The 22,018-nt window shown below is 63.4% G+C and carries 33 protein-coding genes; all 33 read left to right on the forward strand.

What is annotated here, in order from left to right; genetic code table 11:
- Positions 1-133: 133 nt before the first annotated feature.
- A complete protein-coding gene (rpsL, locus tag ACYQ0L_RS10300; RefSeq protein ID WP_007164630.1) occupies positions 134-505 on the forward strand; it encodes a 30S ribosomal protein S12 in 372 nt (123 codons plus the stop codon).
- Positions 506-692: 187 nt separating this feature from the next.
- Positions 693-1,163 (forward strand): 30S ribosomal protein S7, encoded by a 471-nt coding sequence (rpsG, locus tag ACYQ0L_RS10305; protein ID WP_459789067.1) that lies wholly within the window; start codon positions 693-695, stop codon positions 1,161-1,163.
- A gap of 120 nt (positions 1,164-1,283) precedes the next feature.
- Entirely contained in the window at positions 1,284-3,377 is a 2,094-nt protein-coding gene (gene fusA / locus ACYQ0L_RS10310) for an elongation factor G (RefSeq protein WP_459789068.1), read from the forward strand.
- Between the two features lie 94 nt (positions 3,378-3,471).
- On the forward strand, positions 3,472-4,662 hold the full coding sequence (tuf, locus tag ACYQ0L_RS10315; RefSeq protein ID WP_459789069.1) for an elongation factor Tu: 1,191 nt from the start codon (positions 3,472-3,474) through the stop codon (positions 4,660-4,662).
- A gap of 169 nt (positions 4,663-4,831) precedes the next feature.
- Positions 4,832-5,143 carry a 30S ribosomal protein S10 gene (rpsJ, locus tag ACYQ0L_RS10320; protein ID WP_120078130.1) on the forward strand — a complete coding sequence of 104 codons (312 nt, stop codon included), beginning with the start codon at positions 4,832-4,834 and terminating at the stop codon, positions 5,141-5,143.
- Positions 5,144-5,450: 307 nt separating this feature from the next.
- Entirely contained in the window at positions 5,451-6,287 is an 837-nt protein-coding gene (gene rplC, locus ACYQ0L_RS10325) for a 50S ribosomal protein L3 (RefSeq protein ID WP_459789071.1), read from the forward strand.
- Positions 6,288-6,289: 2 nt separating this feature from the next.
- Positions 6,290-6,913 carry a 50S ribosomal protein L4 gene (rplD, locus tag ACYQ0L_RS10330; protein WP_459789072.1) on the forward strand — a complete coding sequence of 208 codons (624 nt, stop codon included), beginning with the start codon at positions 6,290-6,292 and terminating at the stop codon, positions 6,911-6,913.
- On the forward strand, positions 6,906-7,214 hold the full coding sequence (locus ACYQ0L_RS10335) for a 50S ribosomal protein L23 (protein WP_459789073.1): 309 nt from the start codon (positions 6,906-6,908) through the stop codon (positions 7,212-7,214). The genes rplD and ACYQ0L_RS10335 overlap by 8 nt, the downstream gene beginning before the upstream one ends.
- Before the next feature lie 14 nt (positions 7,215-7,228).
- Positions 7,229-8,065 (forward strand): 50S ribosomal protein L2, encoded by an 837-nt coding sequence (gene rplB / locus ACYQ0L_RS10340; RefSeq protein ID WP_459789075.1) that lies wholly within the window; start codon positions 7,229-7,231, stop codon positions 8,063-8,065.
- A gap of 6 nt (positions 8,066-8,071) precedes the next feature.
- Positions 8,072-8,347, forward strand: a complete 276-nt coding sequence (gene rpsS, locus ACYQ0L_RS10345; RefSeq protein ID WP_115493175.1) for a 30S ribosomal protein S19 — start codon at positions 8,072-8,074, stop codon at positions 8,345-8,347.
- Positions 8,347-8,724, forward strand: coding sequence for a 50S ribosomal protein L22 (rplV, locus tag ACYQ0L_RS10350; RefSeq protein ID WP_010234680.1), 378 nt, complete (start codon positions 8,347-8,349; stop codon positions 8,722-8,724). The genes rpsS and rplV overlap by 1 nt, the downstream gene beginning before the upstream one ends.
- Position 8,725: 1 nt before the next feature.
- Positions 8,726-9,421 carry a 30S ribosomal protein S3 gene (gene rpsC, locus ACYQ0L_RS10355; protein WP_459789077.1) on the forward strand — a complete coding sequence of 232 codons (696 nt, stop codon included), beginning with the start codon at positions 8,726-8,728 and terminating at the stop codon, positions 9,419-9,421.
- 21 nt (positions 9,422-9,442) lie between these two features.
- Positions 9,443-9,877 (forward strand): 50S ribosomal protein L16, encoded by a 435-nt coding sequence (rplP, locus tag ACYQ0L_RS10360; RefSeq protein WP_459789078.1) that lies wholly within the window; start codon positions 9,443-9,445, stop codon positions 9,875-9,877.
- On the forward strand, positions 9,877-10,092 hold the full coding sequence (gene rpmC, locus ACYQ0L_RS10365; protein WP_459789079.1) for a 50S ribosomal protein L29: 216 nt from the start codon (positions 9,877-9,879) through the stop codon (positions 10,090-10,092). Before rplP ends, rpmC begins: the two co-directional genes overlap by 1 nt.
- Positions 10,093-10,097: 5 nt before the next feature.
- A complete protein-coding gene (rpsQ, locus tag ACYQ0L_RS10370) occupies positions 10,098-10,391 on the forward strand; it encodes a 30S ribosomal protein S17 (RefSeq protein ID WP_459789080.1) in 294 nt (97 codons plus the stop codon).
- A gap of 62 nt (positions 10,392-10,453) precedes the next feature.
- A complete protein-coding gene (gene rplN / locus ACYQ0L_RS10375) occupies positions 10,454-10,822 on the forward strand; it encodes a 50S ribosomal protein L14 (protein ID WP_010411138.1) in 369 nt (122 codons plus the stop codon).
- A complete protein-coding gene (gene rplX / locus ACYQ0L_RS10380) occupies positions 10,822-11,142 on the forward strand; it encodes a 50S ribosomal protein L24 (RefSeq protein WP_459789081.1) in 321 nt (106 codons plus the stop codon). Before rplN ends, rplX begins: the two co-directional genes overlap by 1 nt.
- The gene (gene rplE, locus ACYQ0L_RS10385; RefSeq protein ID WP_459789083.1) at positions 11,135-11,719 is read left to right on the forward strand and encodes a 50S ribosomal protein L5; all 585 of its coding nucleotides are present in this window, start codon (positions 11,135-11,137) and stop codon (positions 11,717-11,719) included. Before rplX ends, rplE begins: the two co-directional genes overlap by 8 nt.
- A gap of 25 nt (positions 11,720-11,744) precedes the next feature.
- A complete protein-coding gene (gene rpsN / locus ACYQ0L_RS10390) occupies positions 11,745-12,050 on the forward strand; it encodes a 30S ribosomal protein S14 (RefSeq protein WP_342531707.1) in 306 nt (101 codons plus the stop codon).
- 10 nt (positions 12,051-12,060) lie between these two features.
- Positions 12,061-12,456 (forward strand): 30S ribosomal protein S8, encoded by a 396-nt coding sequence (gene rpsH / locus ACYQ0L_RS10395; protein ID WP_459789084.1) that lies wholly within the window; start codon positions 12,061-12,063, stop codon positions 12,454-12,456.
- Positions 12,456-12,989, forward strand: a complete 534-nt coding sequence (gene rplF, locus ACYQ0L_RS10400) for a 50S ribosomal protein L6 (protein WP_459789085.1) — start codon at positions 12,456-12,458, stop codon at positions 12,987-12,989. Before rpsH ends, rplF begins: the two co-directional genes overlap by 1 nt.
- A gap of 1 nt (position 12,990) precedes the next feature.
- Positions 12,991-13,335: a 50S ribosomal protein L18 gene (gene rplR / locus ACYQ0L_RS10405; RefSeq protein WP_459789086.1), complete on the forward strand. Its 345-nt coding sequence runs from the start codon at positions 12,991-12,993 to the stop codon at positions 13,333-13,335.
- The gene (gene rpsE / locus ACYQ0L_RS10410; protein WP_459789087.1) at positions 13,335-14,195 is read left to right on the forward strand and encodes a 30S ribosomal protein S5; all 861 of its coding nucleotides are present in this window, start codon (positions 13,335-13,337) and stop codon (positions 14,193-14,195) included. Before rplR ends, rpsE begins: the two co-directional genes overlap by 1 nt.
- A 6-nt stretch (positions 14,196-14,201) precedes the next feature.
- A complete protein-coding gene (rpmD, locus tag ACYQ0L_RS10415) occupies positions 14,202-14,381 on the forward strand; it encodes a 50S ribosomal protein L30 (protein ID WP_459789088.1) in 180 nt (59 codons plus the stop codon).
- Between the two features lie 95 nt (positions 14,382-14,476).
- A complete protein-coding gene (gene rplO / locus ACYQ0L_RS10420; RefSeq protein WP_459789090.1) occupies positions 14,477-15,019 on the forward strand; it encodes a 50S ribosomal protein L15 in 543 nt (180 codons plus the stop codon).
- Between the two features lie 107 nt (positions 15,020-15,126).
- Positions 15,127-16,491, forward strand: a complete 1,365-nt coding sequence (secY, locus tag ACYQ0L_RS10425) for a preprotein translocase subunit SecY (RefSeq protein ID WP_459789091.1) — start codon at positions 15,127-15,129, stop codon at positions 16,489-16,491.
- A gap of 99 nt (positions 16,492-16,590) precedes the next feature.
- A complete protein-coding gene (locus tag ACYQ0L_RS10430) occupies positions 16,591-17,235 on the forward strand; it encodes an adenylate kinase (protein WP_459789092.1) in 645 nt (214 codons plus the stop codon).
- 84 nt (positions 17,236-17,319) lie between these two features.
- The gene (locus tag ACYQ0L_RS10435) at positions 17,320-18,003 is read left to right on the forward strand and encodes an SRPBCC family protein (protein ID WP_459789093.1); all 684 of its coding nucleotides are present in this window, start codon (positions 17,320-17,322) and stop codon (positions 18,001-18,003) included.
- Between the two features lie 386 nt (positions 18,004-18,389).
- Positions 18,390-18,758 carry a 30S ribosomal protein S13 gene (gene rpsM, locus ACYQ0L_RS10440; RefSeq protein WP_029140271.1) on the forward strand — a complete coding sequence of 123 codons (369 nt, stop codon included), beginning with the start codon at positions 18,390-18,392 and terminating at the stop codon, positions 18,756-18,758.
- 61 nt (positions 18,759-18,819) lie between these two features.
- Entirely contained in the window at positions 18,820-19,209 is a 390-nt protein-coding gene (gene rpsK, locus ACYQ0L_RS10445) for a 30S ribosomal protein S11 (RefSeq protein WP_010234721.1), read from the forward strand.
- Positions 19,210-19,332: 123 nt separating this feature from the next.
- Positions 19,333-20,391: a DNA-directed RNA polymerase subunit alpha gene (locus ACYQ0L_RS10450; protein WP_459789094.1), complete on the forward strand. Its 1,059-nt coding sequence runs from the start codon at positions 19,333-19,335 to the stop codon at positions 20,389-20,391.
- Positions 20,392-20,472: 81 nt separating this feature from the next.
- Positions 20,473-20,895: a 50S ribosomal protein L17 gene (gene rplQ / locus ACYQ0L_RS10455; protein WP_459789095.1), complete on the forward strand. Its 423-nt coding sequence runs from the start codon at positions 20,473-20,475 to the stop codon at positions 20,893-20,895.
- Between the two features lie 127 nt (positions 20,896-21,022).
- Positions 21,023-22,015: a hypothetical protein gene (locus tag ACYQ0L_RS10460; RefSeq protein WP_459789096.1), complete on the forward strand. Its 993-nt coding sequence runs from the start codon at positions 21,023-21,025 to the stop codon at positions 22,013-22,015.
- Positions 22,016-22,018: the final 3 nt, after the last annotated feature.

A 22,018-nucleotide genomic window follows, 5' to 3' on the forward strand; every position in this document is an offset into this window, starting at 1 on the left:
GGGAATGGGGGCTTGCTCTCCTTTCCGCATGCCCCGGGCTTGCTTCGACCCCCGCCTTCGCGGGGGCAGGCAGGCCCAGGATGAGCGGGTGAGGGCAGGTCTTTCGAAACCAACAGGCAGAAGAGAGAATTTAATGCCGACGATCAACCAGCTGGTCCGCAAGGGCCGCACCCCGCAGAAGGCCAAGAGCAAGGTCCCTGCGATGGAGCAGAACCCGCAGAAGCGCGGCGTTTGCACCCGCGTCTACACGACGACCCCGAAGAAGCCGAACTCGGCTCTGCGCAAGGTGGCCAAGGTTCGCCTGACCAACCAGCGCGAAGTTATCAGCTACATCCCGGGTGAAGGCCACAACCTGCAGGAGCACTCGGTTGTGCTGATCCGCGGCGGCCGTGTGCGCGACCTTCCCGGTGTGCGCTACCACGTGCTGCGCGGCGTGCTCGACACGCAGGGCGTCAAGGATCGCAAGCAGTCGCGCTCCAAGTATGGTGCCAAGCGGCCGAAGTAAGTTGGGCTTCACCCTCTCTCCCGTCGCCCCTGCGCATGCAGGGGCCCAGATAGCGGGAGGGGCCGGGTGTGTTGGAAGTCTGTCAGGAGCAGCAGGCCTTATCCGGGTCCCCGCCCCCAAAGTTTCATTTGGCGCGGGGATGACGGTTGAAGAGGTCGCTTCGCTCCCGAGTTTGGAGTTTTAGAAAATGTCACGTCGTCGTCGCCCAGAGAAGCGCGAAATCCTGCCCGATCCCAAGTTCAAGGATCAGGTGCTGAGCAAGTTCATGAACAACCTGATGTATGATGGCCGCAAGGCCGTGGCCGAGAAGATCGTCTACGGTGCGCTCGACACGGTCGAGGCGAAGGCCAAGGCCAACCCGGTCGAACTGTTCCATGCCGCGCTCGAGAACATCAAGCCGCAGGTCGAAGTGCGCAGCCGCCGTGTCGGTGGTGCGACGTACCAGGTGCCCGTGGAAGTCCGCCCCGAACGCGCCCAGGCGCTCGCCATTCGCTGGCTGATCACCGCCGCGCGCGGTCGCCCCGAAACGACGATGGCCGCGCGCCTGTCGGGCGAGCTGATGGATGCGGCGAACAACCGCGGCAACGCGGTCAAGAAGCGCGAAGACACGCACCGCATGGCGGATGCGAACCGCGCGTTCAGCCACTACCGCTGGTAGGAAACGGGTCGGGACGCGCGGCCCTTGCGGCGGGCGCGTCTTTATCCGGTCACAAAAGACCCCATATGGGGGAGGCTTAATCCGGCTCCCCCTCACTCTGACTCTTCCGAGGAATTGACAATGGCCCGCGACTATCCGCTGGAGCGCTATCGCAATATCGGCATCATGGCACACATCGATGCCGGCAAGACCACCACGACCGAGCGTATCCTCTACTACACCGGCAAGTCCTACAAGATCGGCGAAGTGCACGATGGTGCCGCGACGATGGACTGGATGGAGCAGGAGCAGGAACGCGGGATCACCATCACCTCGGCCGCGACGACCACCTTCTGGGCGGCCGAAGACGGCCAGGGTCCCAAGCACCGCATCAACATCATCGACACCCCCGGGCACGTCGACTTCACGATCGAAGTCGAACGCTCGCTGCGCGTGCTCGACGGTGCCGTGGCGGTGTTCGACGGTGTGGCCGGCGTGGAGCCGCAGTCCGAAACCGTATGGCGCCAGGCCGACAAGTACGGCGTTCCGCGCATGTGCTTCATCAACAAGCTCGACCGCACCGGCGCCGATTTCTATTACTGCGTCGACTCGATCGTCGAACGCCTCGGCGCGACGCCGCTGGTGCTTTACCTGCCGATCGGTGCGGAAAGCGACCTGCAGGGCGTGGTCGACCTCGTCAACAACCGCGGGATCGTGTGGGAAAACGACGGCTTGGGTGCCGAGTTCAACTATGTCGACATCCCCGACGACCTGAAGGACAAGGCCGCCGAATACCGCGAGAAGCTGATCGAGACCGCCGTCGAACAGGACGACGACGTGATGGAGCAGTACCTCGAAGGTAACGAGCCCGACGCCGCGACGCTCAAGAAGCTGATCCGCAAGGGCACCATGGCCCGCGCGTTCGTGCCCGTGCTGTGCGGCTCGGCGTTCAAGAACAAGGGTGTGCAGCCCCTGCTCGACGCCGTTGTCGACTACATGCCGAGCCCGGTCGACGTCCCGCCGATCAAGGGCGTCCTGCCCGACGGCGAGACCGAGGCGACTCGCCCGTCGAGCGACGACGAGCCGTTCTCCGCGCTGGCGTTCAAGATCATGAACGACCCGTTCGTGGGCACGCTGACCTTTACCCGCATCTACTCGGGCAAGCTGGCGAAGGGTTCGGTCCTCAACTCCGTGAAGGAGAAGAAGGAAAAGATCGGCCGCATGCTGCTGATGCACTCGAATAACCGCGAGGACATCGAAGAGGGCTTCGCGGGCGACATCGTCGCGATCGCGGGCCTGAAGGAAACCACGACCGGCGACACGCTGTGCGACCCGGCCAACCCAATCATTCTCGAGCGGATGGAATTCCCCGAGCCGGTGATCGAACTGTCGGTGGAGCCCAAGACCAAGGCCGACCAGGAAAAGATGGGCGTCGCGCTCAACCGCCTGGCCGCCGAGGATCCCAGCTTCCGTGTCAGCACCGACCACGAATCGGGCCAGACGATCATCAAGGGCATGGGCGAGCTTCACCTCGACATCCTCGTCGATCGCATGAAGCGCGAGTTCAAGGTCGAAGCGAACGTCGGCGCGCCGCAGGTGGCGTACCGCGAATCGCTCGCCAAGGAAGTCGAAGTCACCTACACCCACAAGAAGCAGTCGGGTGGTTCGGGTCAGTTCGGTGAAGCCAAGGTCAAGGTGGTCCCGGGCGAACGCGGCCAGGGCATCATCTTCGACGACCAGATCAAGGGCGGCAACATCCCCCGCGAGTACATTCCTTCGGTCGAGAAGGGCATGCGCGAGCAGGCGGAGAGCGGTCACCTGGTCGGCTTCCCGATCATCGACTTCACCATCGAGCTGCTCGACGGTAAGTACCACGATGTCGACTCGAGCACGGTGGCGTTCGAAATCACCGGTCGCGGCGCCATGCGCGAAGCGGCACAGAAGGCAGGCATCAAGCTGCTCGAGCCGGTGATGAAGGTGGAAGTCGTCACTCCCGAGGATTATCTCGGCGACGTGATCGGCGACCTCAACAGCCGTCGTGGCCAGATCCAGGGCACCGACACGCGCGGCAATGCGCAGGCGGTCGAGGCGTTCGTTCCGCTGGCCAACATGTTCGGCTACGTCAACGAACTGCGCTCGTTCACCCAGGGGCGCGCACAGTACTCGATGCAGTTCTCGCACTACGACGAAGTGCCTGCGAACGTCGCAGCCGAGGTCAAGGAGAAGCTTGCCTAAGGCGAGCGATAGGTTTAGGGGCGGCGCCTGATTTTGAGCGGGCGCCGCCTTTTCCCCGCACAAATCCCATTTCAGACAGAGGTAATTAGAGAAAATGGCGAAGGAAAAGTTCGAGCGGAACAAGCCGCACTGCAACATCGGCACCATTGGTCACGTCGACCACGGCAAGACCACGCTGACCGCAGCAATCACCAAGGTGATGGCTGAAACCTATGGCGGCGCGGCTGTCGATTTCGCAAACATCGACAAAGCTCCCGAAGAGCGCGAGCGCGGCATCACGATCTCGACCGCGCACGTCGAGTACGAAACCGAAGCGCGCCACTATGCGCACGTCGACTGCCCCGGTCACGCTGACTATGTGAAGAACATGATCACCGGTGCGGCGCAGATGGACGGCGCCATCCTGGTGGTGAACGCTGCCGACGGCCCGATGCCGCAGACCCGCGAGCACATCCTGCTCTCGCGTCAGGTCGGCGTGCCGGCGCTGGTCGTGTACCTGAACAAGGTCGACCAGGTCGACGACGAGGAAATCCTCGAGCTCGTTGAACTGGAAGTTCGCGAACTGCTGAGCGACTACGATTTCGACGGCGACAACATTCCGATCGTCAAGGGTTCGGCTCTCGCCGCGCTCGAAGGTCGCGACGACAACATCGGCAAGGATTCGATCATCGAGCTGATGAAGGCCGTTGACGAGTACATCCCGCAGCCGGAACGTCCGGTCGACCAGGCCTTCCTGATGCCGATCGAAGACGTGTTCTCGATCTCGGGTCGCGGTACGGTTGTGACCGGGCGTGTCGAAACCGGCGTTGTGAACGTGGGCGACGAAGTCGAAATCGTCGGTATCAAGGATACCTCGAAGACGACCGTCACCGGCGTCGAAATGTTCCGCAAGCTGCTTGATCGCGGTGAAGCGGGCGACAACATCGGTGCGCTTATCCGCGGTATCGCTCGCGAAGACGTGGAGCGTGGCCAGGTGCTCGCGAAGCCGGGTTCGGTTACGCCGCACACCGAATTCAGCGCCGAAGTCTACGTGCTGTCGAAGGATGAAGGTGGCCGTCACACGCCGTTCTTCGCCAACTACCGCCCGCAGTTCTACTTCCGCACCACCGACGTCACCGGCGAAGTGATCCTTCCCGAGGGCACCGAAATGGTGATGCCGGGCGACAACGTGACCATCTCGGTCAAGCTGATCGCGCCGATCGCGATGGATGAAGGTCTTCGCTTCGCTATCCGCGAAGGTGGCCGCACCGTCGGTTCGGGGGTTGTCAGCAAGATCACTGTCTAATATAGGCACCTGCACCGGCGGGGGATTCGCTTCCCCGCCGGTCAGATTTCACGAGGGCCGCCCCTCACCGAAGACTTCGGTTTGGTGGGGCGGTTCTTTATTTTTTGGAAGGGTGCGGCCCAATCGTCGGCTGGCTCTTTTTGGCTCTTTCGCATCGGTAGACTAGGACATGGACGCACAGAATATCCGTATTCGCCTCAAGGCCTTCGATCACCGCGTGCTCGACCAGGCAACGGGCGAGATCGCGGATACGGCACGTCGCACCGGCGCGCTGATTCGCGGACCCATTCCTATGCCGACGCGCATCGAGAAGTTCACCGTGAACCGCGGCCCGCACATCGACAAGAAGTCGCGTGAGCAGTTCGAGGTGCGCACCTACAAGCGGCTGCTCGACATCGTGCAGCCCAACGCCCAGACGGTCGACGCGCTGATGAAGCTGGACCTTGCCGCGGGCGTGAACGTGGAAATCAAGCTCGCCTAAGAGTTTGCTGCGCTGGCCCGCCGATGCGGGCCGTCGCGGTCCTGCTGCCGGACCTTAAGCGGGCAGCGAAGTTCAGGGCGCTCGATAGCCCCGCCGGGCCGTAAGGCCAGGCAAGACATCGGGATACCGCCGGACCACTCCTTCGGGAGATTGGCCGGGTCTGCGTCCCCCGTCTCGCGCTCCTCCTTCCGAGGCGCGCAATCAGCCCGGACGGGGCGACGCATCACAAATTGGGCTGGGGCCGGTTGAAAACGGCCCGCAAGCACCCCGGATGGGCCGGGGTGCCTCTGTTTAGGAGTTCAAGACGATGCGCACTGGCGTGATCGCCAAGAAAGTCGGAATGACCCGCCTGTTCCAGGAGGACGGACGTCACGTACCCGTGACGGTTCTCGCTCTGGAAGGCTGCCAGGTCACCGGCAATCGCACCGAAGATCGCGACGGCTACTGGTCCGTCCAGGTCGGTTCGGGCGAGGCGAAGCAGAAGAATGTCAACAAGCCGCAGCGCGAAGCTTTCGCGAAGGCGGAAGTGGGCCTGAAGATGAAGGTCGCGGAATTCCGCGTTGAGGGTGAGGACGCGCTCCTTCCCGTCGGCGCGACGATCACCGCCGACCACTTCATCGCCGGCCAGAAGGTCGACGTTCAGGGTTACACGCAGGGCAAGGGCTTTGCGGGTGCCATGAAGCGTTGGGGCTTCGGCGGTCTGCGCGCAACGCACGGCGTTTCGCTGTCGCACCGTTCGCATGGTTCGACCGGTAACCGCCAGGATCCCGGCCGCGTCTTCAAGAACAAGAAGATGGCCGGCCACATGGGCGACCGTCAGCGTACGCAGCAGAACCTCGAGATCGTCCGGACGGACTCGGAGCGTGGCCTGCTGTTCGTCAAGGGCTCGGTTCCCGGCGCGAAGAACAGCTGGATGCTGGTTGCCGATGCGGTGAAGGTGCCGCGGCCCGAAGACGCGCCGTTCCCCGGTGCGATGCGCCGCAACGCCGACGAAACCTCGAGCGACGATGCCGATGCAGGCCTGGTCGAGGGCGGCGCGGAGCACGAGGTGCACACCGAAGTCAGCCCTGAGCAGCAGCAGAAACTGATGCAGCAGCAGGATGCCGGCGCGGAAGCCGACGGCACCGAAGGCAAGGAGTCCTGATCGTGAAGATCGCGGTACAGAAAATCGACGGCGGCAAGGCCGGCGAGATCGAGCTCAATGACGCCGTGTTCGGTGTCGAGCCTCGCGCCGACATCCTCCACCGCGTGGTCACCTGGCAGCTCGAAAAGCGCCGTGCGACCGCCCGTCCGACGCGTGAGCGTTCCGACGTGGCCCGCACTGGCAAGAAGTTCGGCCGTCAGAAAGGTTCGGGCGGCGCTCGTCACGGCGATCGCGGCGCTCCGATCTTCATCGGTGGTGGTAAGGCGCACGGTGCGCGCAAGCGCGACTTCAACCCGTCGCTGAACAAGAAGATCCGTTCGCTCGGCCTGCGCATGGCGCTGTCGAGCAAGGCCAAGGACAGCCTCGTGATCGTCGACAGCCTCGAGCTGAAGGATGCCAAGACGAAGGCCCTCAAAGGCCAGTTCGACAAGGCGGGCTACAACGGCAAGGTGCTCTTCATCGACGGTGACGCGGTGAACGACAGCTTCCGTCTGGCAGCGGGCAACCTGCCCGGCATCAACGTGATGCCGGCGATGGGCGCCAACGTCTACGACATCCTGAAGCACGACACGTTGGTCCTCACCAAGGACGCGGTCGAAAAGCTGGAGGCGCGTTTCAATGGCTAAGAAAGACGCAGTCGACGCGCGGCACTACGACGTGATCCTCGCGCCGCACATTACCGAGAAGTCGACCCTCGCGAGCGAGAACAACGCGGTGGTCTTCAAGGTGTCGAACGACTCCACGAAGCCGCAGATCCGCGATGCGGTGGAAGCGCTGTTCGACGTGAAGGTCGTCGGCGTGAACACCATCGTCACGAAGGGCAAGACCAAGCGCTGGCGGGGCAAGCCCTACAAGCGCACCGACGTGAAGAAGGCGATCGTGACCCTGAAGGACGGCGATTCCATCGACGTCACGAGCGGCATCTGAGGGGCTAGAGAGACATGGCACTCAAGAACTACAAACCCACCAGTCCGGCCCGTCGCGGCCTGATCCTGGTCGACAAGTCGGGCCTGTACAAGGGCAAGCCGGTCAAGGCGCTTACCGAAGGCAAGCGCAAGACGGGCGGTCGCAACAACAAGGGCCACGTTACCAGCCGCGGGATCGCGGGCGGTCACAAGCAGAAGTATCGTTACATCGACTTCAAGCGCCGCAAGTGGGACGTCGAAGGCACCGTGGAACGGATCGAATATGATCCCAACCGCACCGCCTTCATCGCGCTGATCAAGTATGCCGACGAAGAGCTGGCCTACATCATCGCGCCGCAGCGCCTCGCCGTCGGCGACAAGGTTGTGGCCGGCGAAAAGGTCGACACCAAGCCGGGCAACGCAATGCCGCTGGGCAACATGCCGGTCGGCACCATCATCCACAATGTGGAGATGAAGCCGGGCAAGGGCGGCCAGATCGCCCGCTCCGCCGGTGCGTATGTCCAGCTGGTCGGTCGTGACCGCGGGATGGTGATCGTTCGCCTGAACTCGGGCGAGCAGCGTTACCTCCGGTCCGATTGCATGGGCACGGTTGGCGCGGTCTCGAACCCCGACAACCAGAACCAGAACTTCGGCAAGGCGGGCCGCACCCGCTGGAAGGGCCGCCGTCCGCTGACTCGCGGTGTCGCGAAGAACCCGATCGATCACCCGCATGGTGGTGGTGAAGGCCGCACCTCGGGTGGTCGCCATCCGGTGACCCCGTGGGGCAAGCCGACCAAGGGTGCCCGCACTCGCAAGAACAAGCAGACGGACAAGATGATCATCCGTTCGCGCCACGCGAAGAAGAAGAGGTAAGCGAAGATGGCACGTTCCGTTTGGAAAGGTCCGTTTGTGGAACTCAGCCTTCTGAAGAAGGCCGAGGATGCACAGGAAAAGACCAGCACCGCGCCGATCAAGACCTGGTCGCGTCGCTCCACCATCCTGCCGCAGTTCGTTGGGCTCACGTTCAACGTCTACAACGGCCACAAGTTCATTCCCGTGTCCGTCTCGGAAGAGATGGTCGGCCACAAGCTCGGTGAATTCGCGCCCACGCGCACCTTCCCGGGTCACGCCGCCGACAAGAAAGGCAAGCGCTGATGAGCAAGCAGAAAGCTCCCCGTCGCGTCGCCGATAACGAGGCACTGGCTGTTGGCACCACGATCCGTGGGTCGGCCCAGAAGCTGAACCTCGTTGCCGAGCTGATCCGCGGCAAGAAGGCCGAAGAGGCGTTGAACATCCTCGCCTTTTCGAAGAAGGCGATGGCCAAGGATGCGAGCAAGGTGCTCGCCTCCGCGATCGCCAACGCAGAGAACAACCACGACCTCGACGTCGACGCACTTGTCGTCGCCGAGGCCAGCGTGGGCAAGTCGATCACGATGAAGCGGTTTCACACGCGCGGTCGCGGCAAGTCGACCCGTATCCTGAAGCCCTTCAGCCGCCTGCGCATCGTCGTGCGCGAAGTCGAGGAAGCGTAAGATGGGCCAGAAGAGCAATCCGATCGGTCTGCGCCTGCAGATCAACCGCACCTGGGACAGCCGCTGGTACGCCGAAGGGCGTGACTATGCCAAGCTGCTCAAGGAAGACATCGAGATCCGCAAGCACATCGTCGACTCGCTGCCGCAGGCCGCGATCTCGAAGGTGGTGATCGAGCGTCCGGCCAAGCTGTGCCGCATCTCGATCTACGCTGCGCGTCCCGGCGTCATCATCGGCAAGAAGGGTGCGGACATCGAAAAGCTGCGCTCCAAGCTGGCCAAGATGACCGCGAGCGAAGTGAAGCTGAACATCGTCGAGATCCGCAAGCCGGAAATCGATGCCAAGCTCGTTGCGCAGGGCATCGCCGACCAGCTGGTGCGCCGTGTGGCCTTCCGCCGTGCGATGAAGCGCGCCGTGCAGTCCGCGCTGCGTCTGGGTGCCGAAGGCATCAAGATCGTGTGCGGCGGCCGTCTGGGCGGTGCGGAAATCGCGCGCGTCGAATGGTACCGCGAAGGCCGCGTGCCGCTTCACACGCTGCGCGCCAATGTCGACTATGCCGAAGCCGAGGCGCTGACCGCCTACGGGATCATCGGCATCAAGTGCTGGATCTTCAAGGGCGAGATCCTCGCTCATGATCCGACCGCGCAGGATCGTCTCATGATGGAGGCACAGACCTCCGGCGTGCGTCCGGCGCGCTGATTGCAGGATTAGGAAAGAACCATGCTGCAACCCAAACGAACCAAGTACCGCAAGGCCTTCAAGGGCCGGATCCATGGCAATGCCAAGGGTGGTACCGAACTCAACTTCGGCTCCTACGGGCTGAAGGCGATGGAACCCGAGCGGATTACCGCGCGCCAGATCGAGGCCGCACGTCGTGCGATCACGCGTCACATGAAGCGTCAGGGCCGTCTCTGGATCCGCGTCTTCCCCGATGTGCCCGTGTCCAAGAAGCCTGCCGAAGTCCGGCAGGGTAAGGGCAAGGGCTCGGTCGAATACTGGGCAGCTCGCGTGAAGCCGGGCCGCATCCTGTTCGAACTCGACGGTGTGCCGGGGCCGCTCGCCGCCGAAGCGTTCGAACGTGCTGCCATGAAGCTGCCGGTCAAGACCAAGGTCGTTGCCCGTCTGGGCGACAAGTCGCACCTGGGAGGCGAATAGTGAGCACCACCGAAGATCTCCGCGCCAAGAGCGATGACCAGCTGACCGCCGAGCTCACCGAGCTGAAGCGCGAAGCGTTCAACCTGCGCTTCCAGGCCGCGACCAACCAGCTCGAGCGTCCGGCCCGGGTCCAGGAAGTCCGCCGTACGATCGCGCGCATCAAGACGCTGCAGACCGAGCGCACCCGCGCCGCCGCGGCCAAGAAAGAGGCGTAAGAACCATGCCCAAGCGTATTCTGATCGGTACGGTGACCTCCACCAAGACCGACAAGACCGTGACCGTGCTGGTCGAACGTAAGGTGAAGCACCCGCTGTACGGGAAGATCATCCGCCGTTCGAAGAAGTACCATGCCCACGACGAGCAGAACGAGTACCAGCTCGGCGACATCGTGCGGATCGAGGAAACGAAGCCGATTTCCAAGACGAAGACCTGGGCCGTTAAGGATCGGGTCGTGTCCGGCGGCGTGCAGGCGGTGGAAGCCGACCTCGACGTGGAAGCAGCTGGCAACAGCTAACTGACGTTTTTCGGAACTGCCGGGCACCTGTCCCGGCAAGCCAATGAGAAGGAACCGGATCGATGATCCAGATGCAGTCCAATCTCGACGTCGCGGATAACAGCGGCGCCAAGCGCGTCCAGTGCATCAAGGTGCTGGGCGGCTCGAAGCGCCGTTTCGCGAGTGTCGGGGACGTGATCGTGGTTTCCGTGAAGGAAGCCCAGCCGCGTGCCAAAGTGAAGAAGGGCGACGTTCACCGTGCGGTGATCGTTCGTACCAAGAAGGATGTCCGCCGCCCCGATGGCAGCGTGATCCGCTTCGACAGCAACGCGGCCGTACTCGTGAACAAGAGCGAAGAGCCGATCGGCACCCGTATCTTCGGGCCGGTGGTGCGCGAACTGCGTGGCCGCGGCTTCATGAAGATCATCTCGCTCGCACCGGAGGTGCTGTAATGGGCATGGCGAAGATCAAGAAGGGCGACAACGTCGTCGTGCTTTCGGGCAAGGACAAGGGCAAGACCGGTACGGTCGCCAAGGTCCTGCCGAAGGACGGCAAGGTCGTGGTGGAAGGCGTCAACATGATCGCCCGTCACCGCAAGCCCTCGCAGACCAATCCGCAGGGCGGCATCGACCGCTACGAAGCGCCGATGCACATCGCGAAGGTCGCGGTTGCCGATCCCAAGGACGGCGCGCCGACCCGCGTGCGTATCGAAGAACGCGACGGCAAGAAGGTGCGCGTTGCGGTCAAGTCCGGAGAGACCATCGATGGCTGATTATACCCCCCGCATGAAGTCCCGCTACGACGACCAGATCGTCAAGGCGATGACCGAGAAGTTCGGCTACAAAAACCGTCTCGAAGTTCCGCGGCTCGAAAAGATCACGCTCAACATGGGCGTGGGCGAAGCGAGCCAGGACAAGAAGAAGGTCCAGACCGCAGCCGAGGAAATGGCGCTGATCGCGGGCCAGAAGCCCGTTATCACCAAGGCCAAGAAGTCGATCGCACAGTTCAAGCTGCGCGAAGGCATGCCGATCGGTTGCAAGGTGACCCTGCGCCGCGACCGGATGTTCGAATTCCTCGATCGTCTGGTGACGGTCGCGATGCCCCGCATCCGCGACTTCCGTGGCCTGAACCCGAAGAGCTTTGACGGCCGTGGCAACTATGCCATGGGCCTGAAGGAGCAGATCATCTTCCCCGAGATCTCGTACGACCAGATCGAGAAGGTCCGGGGCATGGATATCATCGTGACCACCACCGCGAAGACCGACGAAGAAGCGCGCGAACTGCTGCGCCTGTTCGGTTTCCCGTTCCCGGCCGAAGCAAAGGCCGACGAAGAGAAGGAGGCGGCGTAAGCCGCTGCAGGAGAGCTTAAGTCCAATGGCGAAACTGAGTTCCATCAACAAGAACGAGAAGCGCAAGGCTCTCGTGAAGAAGTACGCGGACAAGTACGCGAAGCTGAAGGCTATCGCGGACGACAAGGACGCCGACGAGACCGAGCGCCTGATGGCCCGGCTCAAGATGGCCGAACTGCCGCGTAATGCGAACCCGACCCGGGTCCGCAACCGCTGTTCCACCACGGGCCGCCCGCGCGGCTACTACCGCAAGTTCGGCATCAACCGCATCGAGCTGCGGAATCTGGGCAACAAGGGCCTGATTCCCGGCCTGACCAAGTCGAGCTGGTGAGGATTAGACCATGGCGATGACCGATCCCCTGGGTGACATGCTCACCCGTATCCGCAACGGCCAGCAGGCGAAGAAGGACTCCGTCCTGTCGCCGGCGTCCAAGCTGCGTGCGAACGTTCTCGAAGTGCTCCAGCGTGAAGGCTACATCCGTGGCTATAGCGAAGACTCTTCGGGCAAGCACCCCGCGCTGCGGATCGAACTGAAGTATTTCGAGGGCGAACCTGCGATCAAGCATGTCGCCCGCGTTTCCAAGCCGGGACGGCGCATCTATTCGGCCAGCCGCGAGCTGCCGACGGTGCGCAACGGCCTTGGCATCACGATTGTCTCGACGCCGCGCGGCGTGCTTTCCGACGCGGAAGCTCGCAGCCAGAACGTTGGTGGCGAAGTGCTGGCGGAGGTGTTCTGATGAGCCGCATCGGCAAACGTCCGGTCGCGATCCCGAGCGGGGTCGAGGCCAAGATCGACAACGGCACCCTCTCGGTGAAGGGCCCCAAGGGCACGCTCACCATGGGGCTGTCGGACCTCGTGTCCTACAAGCTGGAAGATGGCTCGATCGCGGTCGATCCGGTCAACGACACCAAGCCCGCCCGCAGCCACTGGGGCATGCAGCGCACGCTGGTTTCGAACCTGGTCGAAGGCGTCACCGACGGCTTCACAAAGACGCTGCAGATTTCGGGCGTCGGTTACCGTGCGCAGTCGCAGGGCAAGAAGCTCAAGCTTCAGCTCGGCTATTCGCATGACGTCGACCTTGATGTGCCGGAAGGTCTGACGGTGGAAACGCCCGATCAGACGACCATCATCATCAGCGGTATCGACAAGCAGTCCGTTGGCCAGTTCGCCGCTGAAATCCGCCGCTGGCGCAAGCCCGAGCCTTACAAGGGCAAGGGCATCAAGTACCAGGGCGAATACATCTTCCGCAAGGAAGGGAAGAAGAAGTAAGATGGCAAAGCTCTCTCTCTTTGAACGCCGCCGCCAGCGCGTCCGCACTGCGCTGCGCAAGAATGCGGGTGGCAAGCCCCGTCTGTCGGTTCACCGCACGGGCAAGCACATCTACGCGCAGATCATCGACGACACGGCGGGCAAGACGCTCGCCAGTGCATCGACGCTGGGCGTGAAAGGCTCGACCGCGAATATCGACGCCGCCAAGACGGTCGGCTCGAACATCGCCGACGCCGCCAAGAAAGCGGGCGTTACGACGGTCGTGTTCGATCGCGGCGGCTTCCTGTTCCATGGCCGCGTCAAGGCGCTGGCCGATGCCGCTCGCGAAGGCGGGCTGGAGTTCTGATGATGGCTGACGAAAAGAACGAAAACACGGAAAGCACGCCCGAACAGGCGCCCGGCGTTCCCGAGACCCCCGAGGTTGCGGCTGCGAAGGCTGCGTCCGGCGTCGCGGAAGCGGAAACCGATCACGGTGTGAAGAAGGAAGAGCCGGCGATCGCCGACACGCCTTCGGAAGCTGCCGACAATCAGAGCCCCGCACAGGGCGCCGAAGGCCAGCCGCGCGAGCGTCAGGGCCGTGGTGGTCGCGACAATCGCGGCGGCGGTGATCGTGGTGGTCGTGGACGTGGTCGCGGTCGCGACGATCGTCGTGGCAAGCGCGAGGAAGAAGACGACGGCATCATCGAGAAGCTGGTTCACATCAACCGCGTCTCGAAGACGGTGAAGGGTGGTAAGCGCTTCGGTTTCGCCGCACTCGTCGTCGTCGGTGACGGCCAGGGCCGCGTCGGCTTCGGTCACGGCAAGGCGCGCGAAGTGCCCGAAGCGATCAGCAAGGCTTCGGCCGCTGCGCGCAAGCACATGATCCGCGTCGCGCTGAAGGAAGGCCGCACGCTGCACCACGACGCCAAGGGGCGTTTCGGTGCCGGCAAGGTGACCGTTCGCACCGCGCCTCCGGGTACCGGCATCATCGCCGGTGGTCCGATGCGCGCCGTGTTCGAAAGCCTCGGTGTGGCCGACGTCGTGACCAAGTCGGTCGGCACATCGAATCCCTACAACATGATCCGCGCGACCTTCGACGCGCTCCTCAACCAGAGCTCGCCCAAGTCGGTGGCTCAGCGTCGGGGCAAGAAGGTTGCCGACCTGCTGGCCCGCGGTGGTGCGAGCCAAGCGGAAGCCGAGGCGGATGCCGCCGCGGTAGTGGAGTAAGAACCGATGGCTAAGATCAAGATCAAGCAGATCGGCTCGCCCATCCGGCGTCCCGAGAGCCAGAAGAAGACCCTTATCGGTCTGGGCCTCGGCAAGATGCACCGGGTTGTCGAGCTGGAAGACACCCCCGAAGTGCGCGGCGCAATCGCAAAGCTGCCGCACATGGTCGAGGTGGTGGAGGGCTAAGCCCTTCTGCTATAACAATTGACGGCGGCGGCCCGCTCGGTGTAGCGGGCCGCTTCCATTTTATCAGCGCGAAGAAAAGCGAAAGCGAGTGCAACATGGCTTTTAAACTCAACGACATCAAAGACAACGAAGGCGCCCGCAAGTCGCGCATGCGCGTGGGCCGGGGCATCGGCTCGGGCAAGGGCAAGACTGCCGCCCGTGGTCAGAAGGGCCAGAAGAGCCGTGAAGGCGTGGCCATCAAGGGTTTCGAAGGCGGCCAGATGCCGCTCCACATGCGGATCCCGAAGCGCGGCTTCAACAATCCCTTCGGCAAGGACTTTGCCGAGGTGAATATCGGCATGGTCCAGAAGTTCATCGACGCCAAGAAGCTCGATGCCAAGAACACGCTCGACCACGAAGCGCTCAAGGCCGCTGGCCTCGCGCGTGGCGGCAAGGATGGCGTGCGCCTCCTCGCGAAGGGCGAACTGACTTCGAAGGTCACCTTCAAGGTTGCCGGCGCCAGCAAGGGCGCCATCGAGGCGGTCGAGAAGGCGGGCGGCAAGGTCGAGGTGATCGCCGCGGCCCAGCCCGAGAGCGAAAAGAAGTCGGCCCGCGCCGAAGCGAACAAGGCCGCTAAGTCGGGCAAAAAAGCCGACTGACAAGCATTTGGGGTGCGGGGGGTTCGACAAGGACGGACCCGCACCCTATCTACTGCGCGACGGGGGCGGCCGAGAGCCGTCGACTAATGCAGGATCGATGATTTCCCATGGCATCACGCGCCGATAATATCGCGTCCAACCTCAGCTTGGCGAATTTCTCCAAGGCGACCGAACTGCGCCAGCGCATCTGGTTCACGGTTGTCGCGCTGATCGTTTTCCGCTTCCTCAGCTTCGTCCCGCTGCCGGGTGTCAATCCGCAAATCCTGGGCGACCTGTACGACCAGACGCGCGGCGGCGTGCTCGACCTGTTCAACACCTTCTCGGGCGGCAGCCTTGAACGCATGAGCCTGATCGCGCTAGGCGTGATGCCCTACATCACCGCCTCGATCGTGGTGCAGATGGCCTCCGCCCTGCATCCCACGCTGATGGCGCTGAAGAAGGAAGGCGCGACCGGGCGCCAGAAGCTCAACCAGTATACCCGTTATGGCACGGTCTTCCTGTGCGTGATCCAGGGCTACTTCCTCGCCACCGGGCTCGAAAGCTACGGCGCGCAGAGCGGTCTGCAGGCGGTCGTCGACCCCGGCATCATGTTCCGCATCGGCGCGGTCATCAGCCTCGTCGGCGGGACCATGCTGCTGCTGTGGATCGGTGAACAGATCACGTCGCGCGGCATCGGCAACGGCGTTTCGCTCATCATTATGGCGGGCATCGTCGCCCAGTTCCCCAGCTTCGCGAGCAATATGTTCGAAGGCGGGCGGACCGGAGCGATCTCGCCGGTGATCATCATCGGCTTCATTGCGATGATCGTCATCCTCATCCTGTTCATCAGCTTCATGGAACGCGCACAGCGCCGGCTGCTGATCCAATATCCCAAGCGCGCGACCCAGCGTGGCATGATGCAGGCGGACCGCAGCCACCTGCCGCTCAAGATCAACACCGCGGGTGTTATTCCGCCGATCTTCGCCAGCTCGCTGCTGCTGCTGCCGCTGACCATCAGCCAGTTCGCCGGCAACTCGGTCGATCCTGACAGTACCGCCGGGCAGACGATCAATACGTTGAACTTCTACCTCCAGCACGGGCAGCCGATCTACATGCTGCTCTATTCCGTGCTGATCGTGTTCTTCTGCTTCTTCTACACCGCGGTTGTGTTCAACCCGGAGGAGACGGCTGAGAACCTGAAGAAGAACGGCGGGTTCATCCCCGGTATCCGTCCGGGCAAGCGCACCTCCGAATATCTCGATTATGTCCTGACCCGCATCACCGTGGTCGGCGCGGCATACCTCACGGTGGTCTGTGTCTTGCCCGAATACATGATCGCGCAGACCGGTATTCCCCTCTTCCTGGGTGGTACCAGCCTGCTGATCGTGGTGAACGTGACGGTGGATACGATCAGTCAGATCCAGTCGCACCTGCTGGCGCACCAGTACGGCGACCTCATCAAGAAGGCGAAGTTGAAGGGGCGGATGCGCTGACGCATTCTGCAGGATGAAGGGCCGACGGGCCGGGGTTATCCCCGCGGTTCGTCTAAGACATCCCTTGCATCCGGCCCCACGCACGAACAGGGGAGTGCGATGAACATCATTCTTCTCGGACCGCCAGGCGCGGGGAAGGGTACCCAGGCGCACCGCCTGGTCGACGAATACGGCATGCGCCAGCTCTCCACCGGAGACATGCTGCGCGCAGCGGTGAAGGCGCAGACCGAGGTGGGCAAGCAGGCCAAGGCGATCATGGATGCCGGCGAGCTGGTGTCGGACGACATCGTCTCCGCCCTGATCGATCATGAGCTTGCATCAATGTCGGCCGACACCGGTGCGATCTTCGACGGTTATCCTCGCACCCGCGCACAGGCCGAGCAGCTCGATGCGCTGCTCGCCAAGCACGGCCGCAAGCTTGATCGCGTGATCGAGCTGCAGGTGGACGAAGAGGCGCTGGTCGATCGCATCACGGGCCGTTTCACCTGCGCCAAGTGCGGCGAGGGCTATCACGAGCGGCACAAGCAGCCCGAGACGCCGGGCGTATGCGACAAGTGCGGCAGCACGGAGTTCAAGCGCCGGCCGGACGATAACGAGGCGACCGTGCGCCACCGCATGGAAGTCTACCGGTCCGAGACCGCGCCGATCCTGCCCTATTACGAAGAGCGCGAGCTGGTTTCGCGGGTCGACGGCATGGGCTCGATCGAGGATGTTTCGGCGAGCATCGACGCGCTGCTGCGCTAGTTGCGCGTACCGCCCGCGCGCAAGGGGCAGGTTCCCTTTGCTGCCCACCCGTGGAATAGCGGGGGCATGAAGAGGATGTTGCCGATGACCCGTTTCGCCCCAGTCGCATCGCTGCTGCTTGCCGCAGGCACGTTCGCCGCCGCACCGGCGCAGGCGGAGGTGACCGAAAGCAGCGACAGCCATTTCGTCAGCCGCTACGCGCTCGAAGTCGGCGCAGCGCCCAAGGATGCCTGGCTTGCGCTGATCGCCCCGGGCGACTGGTGGAACGACAGCCATACCTGGTCGGCCGACGCTGCCAACATGACCCTGGTCCCGCAGGCGGGCGGCTGCTTCTGCGAGACGATCCCGGCCGAGGATGGCGCGGACGATTCCGGGCTCGAGGGCAGCGTGCAGCACATGGTCGTGGTCCAGGCGGTGCCCCGCAAGGTGCTGCGGATGCGCGGCGCGCTCGGCCCGTTGCAGAGCGAGCCGGTCGATGGCGTGCTCACCATCACGATGCAGCCGATCGAGGGCGAGGATGGCGATGATGGCGAGGCCTCCGGCACGCGGATCGTGTGGGAATATGTTGTCGGTGGCACGATGCGGTTCGAGGTGGACGAGATCTCGACGGCCGTCGATGGGGTGATCGGCGAACAGGCGATGGGCCTTGCCGATGCGCTGGGCGGCGCGATCGACGTCGAGGCGGAAGCTGGCAGGAAGAACGCGTTCGACGATGCCTTCGGCGAGACCGACGAAACCCCGGCCACAGGGCTCGGCACGGGGCGCTAGCGCACCCGGCGATTCGGTTCGTCCGGCGGGCTCACGGCAGACTCGCCGGGGGCCTTGCCTGGCCATGACGGGGAAAATCATGCGCGCAGGTTTTGACACGGGCGCGCCTGCGCGGTAAATCCGCGTATATCGGATGGAAGAGACGCGGCCCACCGGGCACGCGCTCCGTTTTTGTCGCGCAACTGTTGACGCTGCGTTTTCATACGCCTATGTGCGCCGTTCGTCCGACCCAATGCATCGCTGCATCACCGGCCTGGTTTTACTGCCTGCCGGTCTTTGTCCGTCCCGGACTCGGTGGCGCACTGGTTCGATGAAACTAGCGATGAGATAGGGCTGCCTCATCCCGCAAGGGGCGCGGCATGGCCCTGTGGAGCATGGAGAAGTAAGTGGCTCGTATTGCCGGGGTAAATATCCCCACCAACAAGCGCGTGATCATTGCGCTTACCTATATTCACGGAATCGGCCGGACCAAGGCCGTCGAGATCGCCGACAAGCTCGGCATTGATCACAAGACCCGCGTGCAGGACCTCACCGACGAGGAAGTGCTCCGCATCCGTGAGACGATCGACGAAGAACACACGGTGGAAGGCGACCTGCGTCGTCAGACCGCGATGAACATCAAGCGTCTGATGGACCTTCGTTCCTACCGCGGCCTGCGCCATCGCGCCGGCCTGCCCGTTCGCGGCCAGCGCACGCACACCAATGCGCGCACCCGCAAGGGCAAGGCCAAGCCGATCGCCGGCAAGAAGAAGTAAGCGCTAACCAGCGCTTCCTTCCGACTCTTTTTCGATCTCTCTTCCTTAAGGGGAAACACCAATGGCACGCGAACCAGGCCGCATCCGGCGCCGCGAGCGGAAAAACATCTCCAGCGGCGTCGCGCACGTGAACGCCAGCTTCAACAACACCATGATCACCATCACCGATGCGCAGGGCAATGCGATCAGCTGGTCCAGCGCCGGGATGATGGGCTTCAAGGGCAGCCGCAAGTCGACGCCCTATGCCGCGCAGGTCGCTGCCGACGATGCGGGCAAGAAAGCCGCCGAACATGGCGTTCGTACGCTGGAAGTCGAAGTAAAGGGCCCGGGTTCGGGCCGCGAGAGTGCGCTGCGCGCGCTGCAGGCGGTGGGCTTCACCATCACCAGCATCCGCGATGTGACGCCGATTCCGCATAACGGGGTTCGCCCTTCCAAGCGGCGCCGCGTCTGACCCGATCCTGCCCGGCGGTGGGAACCGTTCCCTCCGCCGACACATCCCGGGCCGGTCGCACTTCTTCTTTTCGCGCAAAGAAGTGCCCGGCCCAAGCCGATCTTGCATTCCTAGGGGACATCCATGGCCGTCAACACCAAGAACTGGCAGGAACTTAAGAAGCCCACCTCGCTCGAACTGAAGGACACAGGCTCCGACAAGAAGCGCAAGGCCACCTTTGTGGCCGAGCCGCTGGAACGCGGTTTCGGCCTGACGCTCGGCAACGCGCTGCGCCGTGTCCTGCTTTCCTCGCTCCAGGGTGCCGCGATCACCTCGATCAAGATCGAGAACGTGCTGCACGAGTTCAGCTCGCTCGCCGGCGTTCGCGAAGACGTGACCGACATCGTCCTGAACGTGAAGCAGATCGCGCTCAAGATGGAAGGCGAAGGCCCCAAGCGCCTGCAGCTCTCCGCGACCGGTCCGGGCGCGGTGAAGGCAGGCGATATTGCCGTTTCCGGCGATATCGAGATCATGAACAAGGATCTCGTGATCTGCCAGCTCGATGAAGGCGCGACGCTCAACATGGAGCTGACCGCGGACACCGGGAAGGGCTACGTCGCGGCGGTTCAGAACCGTCCGGCGGATGCGCCGATCGGCCTGATCCCCGTCGATTCGCTGTACACGCCGATCAAGCAGGTGAGCTACAAGGTCGAGAACGCCCGCGTCGGCCAGGAACTGGACTACGACAAGCTCAGCCTGACGATCGAAACCGACGGGACCGTCACCCCTGAAGACGCCGTGGCCTACGCCGCGCGCATCCTGCAGGATCAGCTGACGCTGTTCGTCCACTTCGAGGATGGCATTCCGCAGCCGTCGAGCCCGATGATCGGGATGGCTGCGGAACCGCAGGAATCGGACGCCAACCAGCTCAACCGTTACCTTCTCAAGAAGGTCGACGAACTGGAGCTGTCGGTCCGTTCGGCCAACTGCCTCAAGAACGACAACATCATCTACATCGGCGATCTGGTCCAGAAGACCGAAGCCGAGATGCTGCGCACGCCGAACTTCGGCCGCAAGTCGCTCAACGAGATCAAGGAAGTGCTCTCCAGCATGGGGCTGCGCCTCGGGATGGACATCCCGGGCTGGCCGCCGGAGAACATCGAGGAAATGGCCAAGAAGCTCGAACAAGAGCTGCTCGGCTGATCGGGTCAAGGCGGCGCACCCTGAAGCGCCGCCGGTACCGGGGTACCTCGTACGGCCCCCTTACGAACGAAGGATTGAAATATGCGTCACGGAATTTCGCAGCGTAAGCTGAACCGCAAGTCGGGCCACCGCACCGCCATGTTCCGCAACATGTCGGCGGCCCTCATCAAGCACGAACAGATCCTGACCACGCTGCCCAAGGCGAAGGAACTGCGCCCCTATGTCGAAAAGCTGATCACGCTGGGCAAGCGCGGCGGCCTTTCGAACCGGCGCCTTGCGATGGGTCGCCTGCAGGACGAAACGCAGCTGAAGAAGCTGTTCGACGTTCTGGCAGAGCGTTACGCCGATCGTGACGGTGGCTATGTCCGCATCATCAAGGCGGGCTACCGCGCTTCGGACAGCGCGCAGCTGGCGATCATCGAATTCGTCGACCGCGACGAAGACGCCAAGGGCCAGGACTCGGGCCCGGTGATGAGCGACGAGGACGATCTCGAAGACGCATAATCGCGCCCCGAAATCGCGAATTCAGCAAGGGCCGCCGGGGCAACCCGCGCGGCCCTTCGTCTGTCCGGCGTACCCCCTCCGGAACCCCAAAGCTTGCGCAATGTTTGTTTTTCCAAGGAGAAACACCATGCGTATCGCAATAGCTGCCTCGAGCGCGCTTGCGCTGGCCGTTGCAGCGCCCGTCCTAGCGCAAGGGATCGGCAACGGAAATGGCGGCAACGGCAATGGGGCAGCCAAGGCAAACCCTGGCCAGGGCAGTGGTAAGGATCGCGGCGATGCCCGGAGCGGCCCGCCCGCCATGCGCGGGAACGGCAATCCGGGCAATGGTAACGCGCTGCGTGGCAATGGCGGCCCGCCGGACATGCGCGGGAATGGCAATGCGGAGGCACTGCGCGACCGTGTCGAGCGCGAAATCGAACAGCGCATGGAGCGCCGGGTGGACCGCGAAGTGGGGCCCGGTGCGAGCCGGGCCACACGCGATATTGCCCAAGCGGTGGAAGAGCGGGACGTGCGCCGCGCGCTCGGCCGCTTCGATCGCGACGAACGCACGCTGCGCGGCTTCTGCCCGCCCGGCCTCGCCAAGAAGAACAATGGCTGCCAGCCGCCCGGGCAGGCCAAGAAGCTCGGTGACGAACGCTTCGGCGATTACTACCGCTCCGCCTATTCGCGCTTCGGCGACGAAGGCTGGAGCTATTACGATGGCTACGCCTATCGCCCGAATCGGGGCGGGGTGATCGAATCGCTCATCCCGCTGGTGGGCGGTGCCCTGTTCGGCGGCAAGCAATGGCCGACCGCTTACGAAGAGTATCGCGCGCCCGCCTATTACGGCAACTATTTCGGCCAGAACCGCGACGATCGCTATTACTACGCCGACCGCACGCTGTTTTCGGTCGATCCCGAGGACCGCGCGATCACCGGGATCGCAGCGCTGCTGACGGGCGACGACATTTCGGTTGGGCAACCGCTTCCCGCTGGCTACGATGTGTACAACGTGCCGTACCAGTATCGGGATCGCTATCGTGACGGCCCCGATGCGCTCTACCGATACAGCGACGGCTATGTGTATCGTGCCGATCCGGAAACCCGGCTCGTATCGGCCGTCATCGATCTGCTGACCTGAAGG

This window comes from Alteriqipengyuania triglochinis, assembly GCF_054655655.1.

Bases quoted from the DNA above. Each gene is read 5' to 3' on its own strand.
- ACYQ0L_RS10335 (WP_459789073.1), top strand. From the start codon at position 6,906: ATGGCTAAGAAAGACGCAGTCGACGCGCGGCACTACGACGTGATCCTC.
- rpsJ (WP_120078130.1), top strand. From the start codon at position 4,832: ATGGACGCACAGAATATCCGTATTCGCCTCAAGGCCTTCGATCACCGC.
- secY (WP_459789091.1), top strand. From the start codon at position 15,127: ATGGCATCACGCGCCGATAATATCGCGTCCAACCTCAGCTTGGCGAAT.
- rplF (WP_459789085.1), top strand. From the start codon at position 12,456: ATGAGCCGCATCGGCAAACGTCCGGTCGCGATCCCGAGCGGGGTCGAG.
- ACYQ0L_RS10450 (WP_459789094.1), top strand. From the start codon at position 19,333: ATGGCCGTCAACACCAAGAACTGGCAGGAACTTAAGAAGCCCACCTCG.
- rpmD (WP_459789088.1), top strand. From the start codon at position 14,202: ATGGCTAAGATCAAGATCAAGCAGATCGGCTCGCCCATCCGGCGTCCC.
- rplP (WP_459789078.1), top strand. From the start codon at position 9,443: ATGCTGCAACCCAAACGAACCAAGTACCGCAAGGCCTTCAAGGGCCGG.
- rplB (WP_459789075.1), top strand. From the start codon at position 7,229: ATGGCACTCAAGAACTACAAACCCACCAGTCCGGCCCGTCGCGGCCTG.
- rpsG (WP_459789067.1), top strand. From the start codon at position 693: ATGTCACGTCGTCGTCGCCCAGAGAAGCGCGAAATCCTGCCCGATCCC.
- rplR (WP_459789086.1), top strand. From the start codon at position 12,991: ATGGCAAAGCTCTCTCTCTTTGAACGCCGCCGCCAGCGCGTCCGCACT.
- rplQ (WP_459789095.1), top strand. From the start codon at position 20,473: ATGCGTCACGGAATTTCGCAGCGTAAGCTGAACCGCAAGTCGGGCCAC.
- rplX (WP_459789081.1), top strand. From the start codon at position 10,822: ATGGGCATGGCGAAGATCAAGAAGGGCGACAACGTCGTCGTGCTTTCG.
- rplV (WP_010234680.1), top strand. From the start codon at position 8,347: ATGAGCAAGCAGAAAGCTCCCCGTCGCGTCGCCGATAACGAGGCACTG.
- rpsN (WP_342531707.1), top strand. From the start codon at position 11,745: ATGGCGAAACTGAGTTCCATCAACAAGAACGAGAAGCGCAAGGCTCTC.
- ACYQ0L_RS10435 (WP_459789093.1), top strand. From the start codon at position 17,320: ATGACCCGTTTCGCCCCAGTCGCATCGCTGCTGCTTGCCGCAGGCACG.
- fusA (WP_459789068.1), top strand. From the start codon at position 1,284: ATGGCCCGCGACTATCCGCTGGAGCGCTATCGCAATATCGGCATCATG.
- rpsL (WP_007164630.1), top strand. From the start codon at position 134: ATGCCGACGATCAACCAGCTGGTCCGCAAGGGCCGCACCCCGCAGAAG.
- rpsE (WP_459789087.1), top strand. From the start codon at position 13,335: ATGATGGCTGACGAAAAGAACGAAAACACGGAAAGCACGCCCGAACAG.
- rpsS (WP_115493175.1), top strand. From the start codon at position 8,072: ATGGCACGTTCCGTTTGGAAAGGTCCGTTTGTGGAACTCAGCCTTCTG.
- rplN (WP_010411138.1), top strand. From the start codon at position 10,454: ATGATCCAGATGCAGTCCAATCTCGACGTCGCGGATAACAGCGGCGCC.
- ACYQ0L_RS10430 (WP_459789092.1), top strand. From the start codon at position 16,591: ATGAACATCATTCTTCTCGGACCGCCAGGCGCGGGGAAGGGTACCCAG.
- tuf (WP_459789069.1), top strand. From the start codon at position 3,472: ATGGCGAAGGAAAAGTTCGAGCGGAACAAGCCGCACTGCAACATCGGC.
- rpsC (WP_459789077.1), top strand. From the start codon at position 8,726: ATGGGCCAGAAGAGCAATCCGATCGGTCTGCGCCTGCAGATCAACCGC.
- rplE (WP_459789083.1), top strand. From the start codon at position 11,135: ATGGCTGATTATACCCCCCGCATGAAGTCCCGCTACGACGACCAGATC.
- ACYQ0L_RS10460 (WP_459789096.1), top strand. From the start codon at position 21,023: ATGCGTATCGCAATAGCTGCCTCGAGCGCGCTTGCGCTGGCCGTTGCA.
- rpsQ (WP_459789080.1), top strand. From the start codon at position 10,098: ATGCCCAAGCGTATTCTGATCGGTACGGTGACCTCCACCAAGACCGAC.
- rpsH (WP_459789084.1), top strand. From the start codon at position 12,061: ATGGCGATGACCGATCCCCTGGGTGACATGCTCACCCGTATCCGCAAC.
- rplO (WP_459789090.1), top strand. From the start codon at position 14,477: ATGGCTTTTAAACTCAACGACATCAAAGACAACGAAGGCGCCCGCAAG.
- rplC (WP_459789071.1), top strand. From the start codon at position 5,451: ATGCGCACTGGCGTGATCGCCAAGAAAGTCGGAATGACCCGCCTGTTC.
- rpsK (WP_010234721.1), top strand. From the start codon at position 18,820: ATGGCACGCGAACCAGGCCGCATCCGGCGCCGCGAGCGGAAAAACATC.